Below are 12622 nucleotides of genomic sequence, written 5' to 3'. Positions count from 1 at the left end.
GCCAGCGGTTGGCAACTATGTGCAATACACGCCGCTTGCTGGCAGCAATTATTTTTTCTGTTCGGCGAGCAACAAACCCTGCTGGTATAAATCCGAACTTTTTTTATGGTCGCCCATTTTTTCCATCAGGCGCGCCATTTCCATGGTGGTCTCTACACTCGCCTGTAAATTCATACTGCGCTGGAAATAATCGCGCGCCAATTCCCACTGCTGGTTGCGCAACATCACACGCCCCATGCTGAGCAAGAGTGTTGCATCCTGGGGTTTTTGTTTGAGCCAAGCTTCCAAGGTGCGAATTTGACCGTGAATTTCCTTCACCTGCAATCGACCATAGAGGTTTATCAAGGGCTCATACCAATCATTGTTAAGCGCTTTACGCACCAGTACTTCTGCATCCTGATCCTGATAGTGAGTCGCCAATGCCTCGGCATACACAGCAATCACCGCCGGATTTTTTTGCAGGCTGCGCGAGTAGGATTTCCACAGGCTTTGCAACGCTGGTAAACGTTCGGCCACCAGAAGCGATTTAACTTGCTCGCTCAGGGCTCTCATTTTTTCACAGGCCAGCAATTGCTCCAGCGCGTCAAATTCCACGTTCGACAAAACCTTGGCTTTACGCATCGCCGGGAACATATCTTCCAAAGCGCGCCAATTTTTTTGTGCGATATAAATGTGGTGCATTAAATCCAGCACCGCTGCCTGGCGCGGCATTTTTATATCGATAGGTTTGAGGATATTAATCGCTTCTTCATAGCGCTCTGCCTGTACATGCAAGCGCGCACGGGTGAGCGCTACCGGCAATTCGCTATGACTGATACTCAAGGCTTTGTCGAGAATGTTATCGGCTTCCGCTTCATCGCCCATTTCAAAACTACTGCGTGCAGCCGCAATATAATTCGCCAGTGGGTACTCCACTTTATCCAGCGTGCGCAGTAATTTTTTGCGCGCCTCCAGCCAGTCACCGGTAAGATAATCCACCATGCCGTTGGCGGCGCGCTTTTGCGCGCGCTCTACACTGCCGAATAAAAATATCTCACGGAAACGACGCACCATTTCTGCACTGCCCAGTAATAACTTGCGCGCAAACCACAGCACCAGATAAAGCGCGACCACCGCCAGTGCGGCAACCCATAGTGTCATTTCAATCGTTTTTGTGCCGTAGGCAATCAGCAGATAACCATCACCACGCCAGAGTAAAAATAATAATCCGGCGGCGAGCAATAAAAAAACAATCGCTTTTAGCAGACGTAATCTCATTAGCGCACCCCGCGGCGTGCTGCAGCCATTTTTTCACGCTTGGCAATATATTCTGTAAGCGCGGCGGAAGAGTTACTGAAGTTGGTGAGTTCTGGCGCAATGATTTCAGACTCCAATGCTTTAAGCTCCTGCAACACCGCTGCGGCTTTTTCATTGAGGCTGAAATATTGGTTAATCCAGTTTTGGGCTTTAACCAAACTTTCCTGATAAATGCCTGCCTCGTTGCGCAACAGAGCGACCTGCGCCTGCTCCAGCATTAAACGTAAATTTTGTTGCAAATATTTTTGTTCTGCCGGTGGTAATACCGCATTAATTGTTTTGCCGTGGTCGCGCACCCGTACATAGGAGCCAAGCTTGTGGAGCAGATCGTAAAAACCGCGCGTAATACGCTGTTTAACAGTTTCGTTCTCGGGCACTTCTTCCGTTTCAAATACATCGCCCTGATTTCCCAGCGGTTCAATAAAGGGAATAGCATCGATTTGATTTGCAACAGCGGACAAGCGCAAATAAATACCTTCGCGATCAATAATCCCTGCAACTTTTAGTACCGCAATTTCCTCAGCCAGCAGTTTGCGCACACCGACCAAATCAGCCTGATCAATATCGCGCAATACATCATCTGCTGAGATTGCCAATGCCAATGCATTTTGACTGTCTTGTTCCAACAAAATCCGCTGATCCGCCAAGCGCAACAAATACTGCGCTTCCTGCAATTTCCATTCGTCGCGATTTGCGCTGGACAAAGCCAATACGCGGGCATTGTTGCTATCAACTTGCTCCGCCAATTCATTGAGATTTAGTTGAATTGCCGCTTGCTGCTCAATAAATTCTTTATTGAGTGAATCTTCCAGTGCTTGCTGGCGACGCTCAAACAACGCCACCTGTTCTTCCAGCTGGATGCGCAAACTATCCACCAATTGCTGCTGGCTTTTCCCCTGTTGTAATAATTGCCAGGCACCAAACGATAATGCCGCAATAATCAGCAACACAAACAACCACAGGAAGGCAAAATTTACTGTGTGTTTTTTTACCGGTACGGGAGCAGGAGCCGGGCTAATTGGCGCGGCGTTAGCAGGCACTGCTGAGCTGGAGGTTTCAATATCAGTCACTGGATTAATCCTGTAATAAATTGCACTTATGAGTGAATCAATTGCTGTGAATTCAAGGGCGACGCGTTCACTGATTGCCAGTGTAATTGAGCAGCGCTGCCGTCATTGCATGATCAGTCGCATTTTCTGCGGTAATCAGGTGTTTAAATCCCGCTGTTCTCGCCGTTTCGGCCACGCGGACACTCGGCACTAATAAAGGCAGAGTTTGCAGCTGCGCGAGCGCATTGGCTTGTGCTGTTCTTTGTGCCGGGCTATTCAGATTTTCACCCAGGTTAGCCGTTAGCCTTAATAAATTTTGCAAACTTTCACCGCTGTGTAGGGCCAGAATAAATCGCTCCTTCACGCCGGTGCCCGCTGGCTCATTGCCAATGGCCTCTGCCAATAACTGCTGCAGTTGCTCCTGTGCTTCACTTGGGATCAACCGCTCATAAAGTTCGCAGTAGTCAACCCAGGCACCGCGTTCGCGCAAGGTTTCGGCGAGATGCCCGCGCCCGCCAAGACCGCGAAAAATTAATATCTTGTCGCCCTGCACATCTTGCAACTGCGGCGCGCGCAGCAAATCCTCACTGGTCATGCCGCCGCTTTCACTTATCGCTAAATCCGTTACGGCAATACCGTAGTGCGCAAGTTTTTTGGCCGTTGTCGCACCCACCGCAAAATAGTCTATACCGATGGGCAATTGCGGCCAGTAATCTTCCAGCCATGCCATGCCGTAATCCACTGCGTTTTGGCTGACAAAAATAACTTTCTGGTACAAATCAAAATCCAGAATTTTATTTTTAATCGCGCGCTGTTGCGCCTCATCCTGCACGACGCGCAATTCCAGTAGCGGCAAGCGACGGCTGGCAAAACCCAGCGTTTGCAAGTCCGCCGCCCAGGTTTCGGCCTGAGCTTGCGGGCGGGTAATCACGACACAAGGTTTAGATGCTAACAGCATAGTGCTATTCAGCGTCGGCATAGACGGCAGCGAGAATTTTATCGGCACCTGCAGCGAGCAGGCGATCCGCCAGCGCTATGCCCATTTGCTCCGCCTCGGCCACCGGGCCGGTGATTTCATCAAATAACATCTGGCTGCCATCGGGCGCCCCCACCAAACCGCGCAGCCAGAGCTGGCCATTGCGATGCAGCGCGTAACAGGCAATCGGCACCTGACAACCGCCCTGTAAATGGCGATTCATGGCGCGCTCGGCACTGACTTGCTCGGCGGTGCTGCTGTGATGCAAGGGTTTGAGCAATTCAATCGCCGCCAGATCATCCATCCGGCATTCAATGCCAACCGCCCCCTGGCCACCAGCAGGCAAGCTCAGCTCGGGTTCAATATAAGCGCGGATACGGTCTTTCAATTCCAGACGAATAAGCCCCGCAGCAGCGAGGATAATTGCATCGTATTCGCCATCGTCGAGCTTTTGCAGGCGCGTTTGCACGTTGCCGCGCAGGAATTTGATCTGCAGATCCGGACGCGCGGCCAACAATTGGCACTGGCGGCGCAAACTGGAGGTGCCCACCACCGCACCCTGCGGCAGTTCATCCAACGACGCAAAACGATGGGAAACAAAGGCATCGCGGGCATCTTCGCGCGGGCAAATGACGGCCAAACCCAAACCCGCCGGGAACTCCATGGGCACATCTTTCATCGAATGCACGGCGATATCGGCATCGCCTTCAAGCAGCGCGGTTTCCAGTTCTTTAACAAACAGCCCCTTGCCACCCACCTTGGCGAGGGGAACGTCGAGAATTTTGTCACCCCGACTGGTAAGGGGAACCAGCTCCACTACCAACCCCGGGTGGTGTTTTTCCAATTCGGCTTTGACATATTCCGCCTGCCACAGGGCAAGGAGGCTTTTACGGGTGGCGATGCGCAGTGGACGCGATGAAGAGTAGGACATGGTAGATCACGCGATAAAAAAGTTAACGCAATCATACCACTATGAAAACCGCTCTGGGTTTGGGCATTGGGGTTTGCGGATCGGGTTTTACTTTTTTGTTCAGGGGCTGCGCCCTGATCCTGGCCACCAGAAAAAACGCCAGCACAGGGCTGGCGTTGTCAGGGTTATGCAATCGCGCGGCTTATTGGCCCGCTTTCAACAGCTCCCAGTATTTTTCGTAAACCAGAACGGTATCACCCAGATCCTGATGGAAACTGCCTTTGGCAATGTCTCCAGCAGCAGGGAATACAGTTTTGTTGGTGCGCAGGGCTTCGTCCAATAACGCGATGCCAGCGGTGTTGGGTGCGGCATAACCCAGTTCTTCAATTGCCGCTTTGGCGCTTTCGGCACGCAGCATAAAGTCGATGAACTTGTGTGCATTTTCCACGTTGGCGGCACCTTTGGGAATCACAAAGCTGTCTACCCACAACACGGCACCCTCTTCCGGATAAATGTATTGCAGGTTTTCCATCTCTTGTTGCGCCATGTAGGCTTCGCCGTTCCAGATAGCACCAATGCTCACATTGCCCTGGATCAACGGGGTTTTGGGCGAGTCAGAGTTGATGACTTTGATGCTGGGCCAGAGGGCTTTTAACTTCTCGTAAGCAGCTTTGATTTCCTCTTCATTAGTGCTGTTGTTTTGGAAACCCGCCACGCGCAGACCGACGTAGAAGTTATCGCGCACATCATCCATGATCATCAATTTACCGGCGTATTCCGGCTTCCATAAATCCGCCCACTTGGTGATCTGGCTGGCATCCACATCGTTGCCATTGATCGCAATTGAAGTGGCGCCCCACAGGTAGGGCACACTGAAATCGTTATTCGGGTCGTAGGGTTTGTTCATCATGTTGGCGTCGAGGTTGCCGTAATTCGCCAGTAATTCTTTTTTGATCGGCTGGATCAAACCCTCTTTGCGCATTTTTTCTACGTAGAAAGTGGACGGCACAGCAACGTCATAACCCTTGCCTTCCATCAATTTGATTTTGGCGTACATCGCCTCATTACTTTCGTAAGTGGCGTATTCAACCTCAATGCCCGTCTCTTTGGTAAAGGCTTCCAATACTTCCGCAGGAATGTATTCAGTCCAGTTGTAGATAACCACTTTTTGCGGAGTAGCCGGGGCGACGGCGGTATCGGCGGTTGCCGGGGTGTCGGACTTTTCTGAACATCCAGTGATAACGAGGGCTGCGGCCAAGGCCAACCATTTTTTCATCTTATTTATCCTCACGTAAGAGAAGTTGGGAAACAATAACCAGAACCAGAGACACTACCAGCAAAATGGTCGATATCGCATTCACTTCCGGTGACACGCCCACCCGCACCATGGAGTAAACCTTGAGTGGCAGGATTTCATAACCCGGGCCAGTCACAAAAGCACTGACAATCACGTCATCCAATGACAGGGTAAAACTTAACAACCAACCCGCCGCGACCGCTGGCAGCGCCAGAGGCAGGATGATTTTCCAGAAAATGCTGCTTTCACTCGCGCCCAGATCGCGCGCTGCCTCCAGCATTTTCATATCAAAGCCTTTGAGACGCGAGTAAACCGCGACTATCACAAAGGGCAAACAGAAGGTGATGTGGCCTATCACCAGCGACACAAAACCCAACTTGATACCCAGCGCCATAAATACAATCAGCAGCGAAATGGCCATCACAATTTCCGGCGTCAGCATGCTCACAAACACCATGGAGGAGAGTAGCGCCTTGCCTTTGAACTGGTAGCGATGTAAAGCAACAGCAGCAAGCGTGCCAATAATAGTTGCGACCGTCGCCGCCACAATTGAAACGGTGAGTGAATTGAGCGCGGCGGTCATTAAACCGTCGTTATTCCAGAATTTTTCGTACCATTTGAAAGTGAAACCGCCCCATTTGATGCCGTACTTGGATGCATTAAATGAGTTCACTACCAGCACCAAAATGGGGATGTAAATCAGGGTCAGGATCAACCCCATAAAACCCCATCTAAAAATCGGAGCCATTGAGTCCTCCTTGTTTATTCACAAAACGCGCGGCGCGGAAATAAAGCCACAGCATGAAGCCGAGCAGCACTATCAGGATGACACTGAACGCCGAACCAAAGGGCCAATCGCGAGTGTGCAGGAATTGGGTTTTAATCACATTACCGAGCAGCAGGTTCTTGGCGCCACCGAGCAAATCAGAAATGTAGAACATGCCCATCGCGGGCAAGAGCACCATCAGGCAACCCGCCACAATCCCCGGCGATGTCAGTGGCACGGTGATATGCCAAAACCGGCTGAGTGGGCCGGCACCCAAATCTTTGGCGGCGTGGTGCAGGCGCACATCAAGCTTTTCCAGCGCCGAATAAAGCGGCAACACCATAAACGGCAAGAGGATGTAAACCAAACCCAGAATCACTGCAAATTGGGTGTAAAGCAGCTGTATCGGTTTATCAATCAAGCCCAACCCCAGCAGCGACTTATTGATAATGCCTTGATTGCCCAAAATAAATTGGATGGCATAGGTGCGCACCAGCGAGTTGGTCCAAAACGGCAGTATCACCAAAAATAAAATCACGGGTTGCCAGCGTTTGGGCAGGCTTACGATTGCCATCGCAAAGGGGTAACCAATCAGCAGGCAGGCGATCATCGCCAACAGTGACATGCGCAGCGAATCCCACAACACTTTTAAATAGAGCAGATCCAGAGTGCGCACATAGCTGTCGACATTCACCGGCAGGCTGACTGTCGCCTGCGGATCGCGGGTAAGGAAACTGGTGAAAATAACCAGTAAATTCGGGAAAAAGACAAACAGCGTCAGCCAGACACTGGCGAGGCCAATTGCCCAAAAACGAAATTGGCTGACACTAGACTTCATAAGGCAACACCACTTCCCAACCCGGCACCCACTTAATGGCCACCTTCTGGTTCAAGCTGTAGTCGAATGAGGGGGCGTCTTCATCGAAGAATTCACTGGCGATCACTTCCATACCGGAAGGCAAACGAATTAACGAATCGAGTGTTTTACCTTTGTAGTTGCGCTCCACTACGGTGCCCACCAGGTATTGGTCGGGGTGCGGGTCGTCGATGTATTCCACACGCACATCTTCCGGGCGCAACAGTACGTTGACCTTATCACCTGCTTTGAAGTTGTGCTCGGCGTGCAAACGCCACTGCAGCCCTTCCACTTTTACTTCGTATTCATGATTGCCGTCCACCGCGACAATTTCACCGTCGAGCTGATTGATTTCGCCGATAAATTTCGCCACAAACAAGTTGGCAGGCTGTTCATAAATCTCGCGCGGCGTACCTAACTGCTGCACCTTGCCCTTGTTCATTACCACTACGCGATCCGACATGGACAATGCCTCTTCCTGATCGTGGGTTACATAGACAAAGGTGATGCCGAGTTTACGCTGCAGGCGCTTCAGTTCGATCTGCATTTGTTGGCGCAGTTTGTAATCCAGCGCCGAAAGGGATTCGTCGAGCAACAGTAATTTGGGGCGATTCACTACCGCACGTGCGATAGCCACACGCTGCTGCTGGCCACCGGAGAGCTGCGCCGGTTTGCGCTCGGCAAATTCGCCCAGGCGCACCATTTCCAGCGCTTCCATCACCCGGGGTTTAATTTCTTCTTTCGCCACACCGCCCATGCGCAAACCAAAAGCAACATTGTCGAACACAGTCATGTGCGGGAATAACGCGTAGCTCTGAAATACAGTGTTGATGGGGCGCTTTTCAGCGGGCACAGCGCCAATGTCCTGCCCCTCCAGTTTAATCACACCGGTATCCGTATCCTCGAGACCGGCAATCATGCGCAGCACGGTAGTTTTACCGCAACCGGAAGGACCGAGCAGCGTAAAAAACTCACCGTCAAAAATCGTGAGATCGAAGTTATCAAGAACCCGATTACTGCCATAGGTTTTAGACAGATTATTGAGAATCAGCAGGGGGCGCGGATCATTCACCTAGACAGTGCTCCTCTAGTTATTTCACAAAAGCCGTATCGATGCACAAATGCACGGGGCTATACAGGTAATCAGGAGCAACCAGGGACACGCAACTTACAAACACAGGCAGACGCACTGAACTCGTCAGGACATACCTCGTTGCCGGGCAAGCGCCCCAGGTTTACTCGAAAATGTTCGTTCTTTTGCGCCGCTTTGAATGGTGCGAATGGCACAGGATCACAGTAAACCTTGCAACGATTTAAGGGTGTGGAGCCTACGCAAAAGACAGGCCATTCTACTCAATCGGCCCGCTAAAAATCCAGCATTCACACGCTTAAAAACTGATCGACAAAAGCAATAGGGCTTAAAAACAAATCGGCTCCGTAAAGGAGCCGATTGGTGCAACAGGTTCAGCGCTAGATTATTCCGTAAGCGCCTGACAAAGACTTAAATGGGACGGCCACCGTAATCCGGTGTCGGCTTTTTCGGTGGGTCGGCAGTGACATTGGCAGGGACTTCATTGATCTTGCCCCCCCGCGCCAAAAAGGCCGCAATTTGCGCTTCCAGTTCATCTCGCGCTTTTTGTCGTGACGCTATGCTGAAATCCTCCAAAGCCTCGGTTTCTACAACCTTGGTTTTGGCTGCATAACTGACCTCATCGCTTTCCAGCGCCTCTTCTACGTCATCGGCGTCATCTTCCCCGTCTACGCCGGTTTCATCTAATTCTTCATCGGTAATGGGGTCTTCATCAGTCATAATGTCACCTGAAAACTTGTACAATTAAATTCTTTGTTGCTGCAGTCGTTTGGCCAGCCCGCGCGTTCACCTGCAACACGGCTAATATATAGCGCAGACTTATTTAAACGTCATGATGATTTGCGATGAATTTTTAGGCTTTTTTTGTCTTACCATCGGCAATCGCGGCGGATTTTAGTTATTAACCCTGAGCAAGTCTAGCACCGCCCGGAGCAGGCAAAAAAAATAATAACAACCGGTCAAAACAGCTGCGCAACTTCTGCACAGCTTCGCTCGGTACAGGTATAGATACCACACAAGAATTGAGAATTTTTTACCCGGAGCAATAAAGCCCTATGAATCCAAAACGTTTGATCAAACACTTTCCGGAGCTGGCCAATTTGCCAGAAACCGAACAGCGCGCTCTGCTGGACAAAGCCTATAAAGATGTTTTCAGCCAGGAAAATAAAATGAAAAACTGGCGCTCTAATTTAATCAGCGCCGCACTGATGACCAGCCTGTGTTTTTTGTTTGTATTGGTGTTGCGCCCGGCGCTGGGCATATCCTCACAAACTAGCGCCTGGGTGCTGATGTTGGTGGCCTTACCCGTGTATTTTTTCATCCAGCAGCGCCGTTATATTCAACAGCTGCGCGCCAGTTTGAAAAAAATTCAGGCATAAAAATGGCTAGGGGCATGGATCACACGCCATAAAAAAACGCCACACTGGGTGGCGTTTTTTTATTCACTGCGAGTGCAGCAAAACATTAAACAGCATCTGAACCGGTTTCACCGGTGCGGATACGAATAATCTCATCCAATGGTGCGATGAAGATTTTACCGTCGCCGATTTTTCCGGTTTGTGCTGCTTTGGTAATGGCTTCTACCGCTTGCTCAACCATGGAATCGTCTACGGCCAATTCAATTTTCACTTTTGGCAGGAAGTCCACCACATATTCAGCACCGCGATAAAGTTCAGTGTGACCTTTCTGACGGCCAAAGCCCTTTACTTCGGTGACCGTCATACCCTGCACACCCACGTCGGACAGTGCAGTACGCACGTCGTCGAGCTTGAAAGGTTTTACGACAGCTGTAATCAATTTCATTATTAAATCCTTTGCTGGAGTTTTGCGAATGCTGATGCCGGAACAGCGGGAGTAAGACTGGCTCCTGCCCAGCGGCTTGAGGCTAAAGATACACCCAAGCTTTACCGATCAACAACAACTTTATAGCAGATCAAATTGCAACGGCGACCAGCGCTGACGCTGATCGCCGTTATTAGGCATTATTTGCTGCGAGTAAACTCTGGGTAAGCTTCCATACCGCACTCGGCAATGTCCACGCCCTCAAACTCATCTTCTTCAGATACACGGATACCCATGATCAGTTTGATGATGTACCAAACTACCAGGCTCGCACCGAATACCCAGGCAAAAATGACTGCTGCACCCACCAGCTGTCCGAAGAAAGTAGTACCTTCGGCAGTGAATGGAACTACCAACAGACCGAACAAACCTGCGGTACCGTGAACAGAGATAGCACCAACCGGGTCATCGATACGCAGCTTGTCCAAACCAAGGATGGAGAACACCACCAGAGCACCAGCCACTGCACCGATAATGGTGGCAACCAACGCACTTGGAGTATCCGGGCTGGCAGTGATGGCAACCAGGCCAGCCAGCGCGCCGTTGAGAATCATGGTCAAGTCAGCTTTGCCGAACAGCAGACGCGCAACACACAGTGCACCGATCAAACCACCGGCAGCGGCAGCGTTAGTATTGAGGAACACCATAGCAACAGTGTTGGCATTGCCGATATCGCCAAGCTTCAGTACAGAACCGCCGTTGAAACCGAACCAGCCCATCCACAGGATGAATGTACCCAGAGTTGCCAGTGGCAAGTTTGCACCGGTGATGGCATGGATTTCGCCGTTAGGGCCATATTTGCCTTTACGTGCACCCAGCAACAACACACCAGCCAAAGCAGCAGAAGCACCGGCCAAGTGGACAATACCTGAACCAGCAAAGTCTTTGAAACCGAATTGATCATCGAGATTCAAACCAAACATACCTTCAGCACCCCAGGTCCATGAACCTTCCATTGGGTAGATGAAGCCAGTCATTACGATGGCGAACAACAGGAATGCCCACAGCTTCATACGCTCGGCAACCGCACCAGACACGATTGACATAGCGGTAGCTACAAACACCACCTGGAAGAAGAAGTCAGATGCACCAGAGTAGATAGAGCCACCGGTGAAACCATCTTCGCGCTCAGCGAAACTTTTCAGGGTTTCAGCGGCGTCCACATCACCAATACCGGTAAGGAAAATACTACCGCCGTACATAATCGCGTAACCACACACCAAATACATGATGCACGACGTAGCATAGAGCGTGATATTTTTGGTCAAAATTTCAGTGGTGTTTTTAGCGCGCACCAAACCCGCTTCCAACATGGCAAAACCAGCCGCCATCCACATCACGAGAGCACCGCATACTAAAAAGTAAAAGGTGTCCATCGCGTATTGAAGATGAAAAATATTCTCTTCCATTGGTTGTTCCCCGTTTCGTTTATTAAAGTGAATTACAACGCTTGGTCGCCGGTTTCGCCGGTGCGAATACGCACCACCTGCTCCAAACTGGATACAAAGATTTTGCCGTCGCCAATCTTGGAACTGTTGGCCGCTTTGCTGATCGCTTCAACCACTGCATCGGTCTCGGCATCTGAAACGGCAATTTCCACTTTGGTTTTGGGTAAAAAATCGACTACGTATTCCGCGCCACGATAAAGTTCGGAATGGCCTTTCTGGCGACCGAAGCCTTTCACTTCAGTCACGGTCATGCCATGCACACCGATATCGGACAGGGCTTCACGCACTACATCCAGCTTGAACGGCTTGATGATTGCTGTTACCAATTTCATTTACTGCGCTCCTGAAAAAATCCCCGCACCGGAGGGTGCGGGCAACACCGGAAATACTGCCCAAGTAAAAACCTGCCGCTGCATGCGCCAAAGCAGCGCTTACTCTTTGCCAAAACCCGCTTGGCCAGATCGGCGATCTCTACCCGCATCAACTGCTCGGGAAGGTTTTTGCATAGAGCAGGCCAATTTCATAATTTCTATATAAAACAAATAGATAAGCTAATTTATTGATCCAGATTGCATAAAAAATCACATTCCCTCAAAACGCCCGCACCAACTTGGAACAGTTGCGCAAATAACAAGCACCAATAAGGGACATAAATAGAAAAACAGAAACAATAGGGGAATTGGGCGACAGCATTCCGTGCACAGCACTGCGTGATCGCCCTCAAAAAAGGTACACTGACATCCCGAAAACCGGGGTTTAATGGCGGCAGAACCGCCCAGCAGGAGAGGATATGCTCAAAGATCTGGCGCAACGCCTGTTTGAAGAACTGCAACAACAACTGCCTAACAACACAGCGAGCCTGCCCCAACGCGAACTGCATATCGCTTTGCAGGCGGCGCTGGCGCGCTTGGATTTGGTCACGCGCGAGGAATTTGATGCACAAGCGGCTGTGCTCCTGCGCACACGGCAGAAATTGGAGGCGCTGGAGCAGCAATTGGCGCAATTGGAAAAGTAAAACTGTGGCCTGTGCCAATTGTGCACAGCGCCGGGCTTGTTTTATAGTCGAACATCGAGCGTAACCAGCGCCCGGAG

14 protein-coding genes are annotated in these 12622 nt (G+C 50.7%); 2 read left to right on the top strand and 12 right to left on the bottom strand.

Translation table 11 applies throughout. From position 1 onward, the window contains the following. Positions 1 to 48 precede the first annotated feature (48 nt). From O59_RS03520 to O59_RS03480, 9 genes are all read right to left on the bottom strand, one after another. Positions 49 to 1257 (bottom strand): heme biosynthesis HemY N-terminal domain-containing protein, encoded by a 1209-nt coding sequence (locus O59_RS03520; RefSeq protein ID WP_007639568.1) that lies wholly within the window; start codon positions 1255 to 1257, stop codon positions 49 to 51. After that, entirely contained in the window at positions 1257 to 2366 is a 1110-nt protein-coding gene (locus O59_RS03515; protein WP_007639567.1) for a uroporphyrinogen-III C-methyltransferase, read from the bottom strand. The genes O59_RS03520 and O59_RS03515 overlap by 1 nt, the downstream gene beginning before the upstream one ends. Positions 2367 to 2433: 67 nt before the next feature. Further along, positions 2434 to 3303 carry a uroporphyrinogen-III synthase gene (locus O59_RS03510; protein WP_040391443.1) on the bottom strand — a complete coding sequence of 290 codons (870 nt, stop codon included), beginning with the start codon at positions 3301 to 3303 and terminating at the stop codon, positions 2434 to 2436. A 4-nt stretch (positions 3304 to 3307) separates the two neighbouring features. After that, positions 3308 to 4252 (bottom strand): hydroxymethylbilane synthase, encoded by a 945-nt coding sequence (gene hemC / locus O59_RS03505; protein WP_007639563.1) that lies wholly within the window; start codon positions 4250 to 4252, stop codon positions 3308 to 3310. A 181-nt stretch (positions 4253 to 4433) separates the two neighbouring features. Continuing rightward, positions 4434 to 5507, bottom strand: coding sequence for an extracellular solute-binding protein (locus tag O59_RS03500; RefSeq protein WP_007639562.1), 1074 nt, complete (start codon positions 5505 to 5507; stop codon positions 4434 to 4436). Between the two features lies 1 nt (position 5508). Next, complete coding sequence (gene potC / locus O59_RS03495; protein WP_040391120.1) at positions 5509 to 6276, bottom strand: spermidine/putrescine ABC transporter permease PotC; 768 nt, start codon at positions 6274 to 6276, stop codon at positions 5509 to 5511. Beyond that, complete coding sequence (gene potB, locus O59_RS03490) at positions 6260 to 7132, bottom strand: spermidine/putrescine ABC transporter permease PotB (RefSeq protein WP_007639558.1); 873 nt, start codon at positions 7130 to 7132, stop codon at positions 6260 to 6262. The genes potC and potB overlap by 17 nt, the downstream gene beginning before the upstream one ends. Further along, positions 7122 to 8222, bottom strand: a complete 1101-nt coding sequence (gene potA, locus O59_RS03485) for a spermidine/putrescine ABC transporter ATP-binding protein PotA (protein ID WP_007639557.1) — start codon at positions 8220 to 8222, stop codon at positions 7122 to 7124. Before potA ends, potB begins: the two co-directional genes overlap by 11 nt. Positions 8223 to 8651: 429 nt before the next feature. Next, positions 8652 to 8960, bottom strand: coding sequence for a hypothetical protein (locus tag O59_RS03480; protein WP_007639556.1), 309 nt, complete (start codon positions 8958 to 8960; stop codon positions 8652 to 8654). Positions 8961 to 9295: 335 nt separating this feature from the next. On the opposite strand from O59_RS03480, the gene O59_RS03475 reads away from it, so the two are divergent. Then, positions 9296 to 9619 (top strand): hypothetical protein, encoded by a 324-nt coding sequence (locus O59_RS03475; protein WP_007639555.1) that lies wholly within the window; start codon positions 9296 to 9298, stop codon positions 9617 to 9619. 85 nt (positions 9620 to 9704) lie between these two features. Here the strand turns inward: O59_RS03475 and O59_RS03470 are convergent, their stop codons facing one another. The 3 genes from O59_RS03470 to O59_RS03460 all read right to left on the bottom strand — a co-directional run bounded on the left by O59_RS03470 (position 9705) and on the right by O59_RS03460 (position 11862). Beyond that, positions 9705 to 10043: a P-II family nitrogen regulator gene (locus O59_RS03470; RefSeq protein WP_007639554.1), complete on the bottom strand. Its 339-nt coding sequence runs from the start codon at positions 10041 to 10043 to the stop codon at positions 9705 to 9707. A gap of 179 nt (positions 10044 to 10222) precedes the next feature. After that, entirely contained in the window at positions 10223 to 11491 is a 1269-nt protein-coding gene (locus O59_RS03465; protein ID WP_007639552.1) for an ammonium transporter, read from the bottom strand. A gap of 32 nt (positions 11492 to 11523) precedes the next feature. Beyond that, the gene (locus tag O59_RS03460) at positions 11524 to 11862 is read right to left on the bottom strand and encodes a P-II family nitrogen regulator (RefSeq protein ID WP_007639550.1); all 339 of its coding nucleotides are present in this window, start codon (positions 11860 to 11862) and stop codon (positions 11524 to 11526) included. A gap of 458 nt (positions 11863 to 12320) precedes the next feature. Between O59_RS03460 and O59_RS03455 the strand changes: the two genes are divergently transcribed. Further along, positions 12321 to 12545, top strand: coding sequence for an accessory factor UbiK family protein (locus tag O59_RS03455; RefSeq protein WP_007639548.1), 225 nt, complete (start codon positions 12321 to 12323; stop codon positions 12543 to 12545). Positions 12546 to 12622: the final 77 nt, after the last annotated feature.

It is taken from the genome of Cellvibrio sp. BR (assembly GCF_000263355.1).
GTDB lineage: Bacteria > Pseudomonadota > Gammaproteobacteria > Pseudomonadales > Cellvibrionaceae > Cellvibrio.
This window is presented reverse-complemented; position numbering and strand designations above follow the sequence as displayed.

Coding starts and splice junctions, on each gene's coding strand:
- potC (WP_040391120.1), bottom strand. CDS start 6,276: ATGGCTCCGATTTTTAGATGGGGTTTTATGGGGTTGATCCTGACCCTG.
- O59_RS03475 (WP_007639555.1), top strand. CDS start 9,296: ATGAATCCAAAACGTTTGATCAAACACTTTCCGGAGCTGGCCAATTTG.
- O59_RS03510 (WP_040391443.1), bottom strand. CDS start 3,303: ATGCTGTTAGCATCTAAACCTTGTGTCGTGATTACCCGCCCGCAAGCT.
- O59_RS03465 (WP_007639552.1), bottom strand. CDS start 11,491: ATGGAAGAGAATATTTTTCATCTTCAATACGCGATGGACACCTTTTAC.
- hemC (WP_007639563.1), bottom strand. CDS start 4,252: ATGTCCTACTCTTCATCGCGTCCACTGCGCATCGCCACCCGTAAAAGC.
- O59_RS03480 (WP_007639556.1), bottom strand. CDS start 8,960: ATGACTGATGAAGACCCCATTACCGATGAAGAATTAGATGAAACCGGC.
- O59_RS03460 (WP_007639550.1), bottom strand. CDS start 11,862: ATGAAATTGGTAACAGCAATCATCAAGCCGTTCAAGCTGGATGTAGTG.
- O59_RS03470 (WP_007639554.1), bottom strand. CDS start 10,043: ATGAAATTGATTACAGCTGTCGTAAAACCTTTCAAGCTCGACGACGTG.
- potB (WP_007639558.1), bottom strand. CDS start 7,132: ATGAAGTCTAGTGTCAGCCAATTTCGTTTTTGGGCAATTGGCCTCGCC.
- O59_RS03455 (WP_007639548.1), top strand. CDS start 12,321: ATGCTCAAAGATCTGGCGCAACGCCTGTTTGAAGAACTGCAACAACAA.
- O59_RS03500 (WP_007639562.1), bottom strand. CDS start 5,507: ATGAAAAAATGGTTGGCCTTGGCCGCAGCCCTCGTTATCACTGGATGT.
- O59_RS03520 (WP_007639568.1), bottom strand. CDS start 1,257: ATGAGATTACGTCTGCTAAAAGCGATTGTTTTTTTATTGCTCGCCGCC.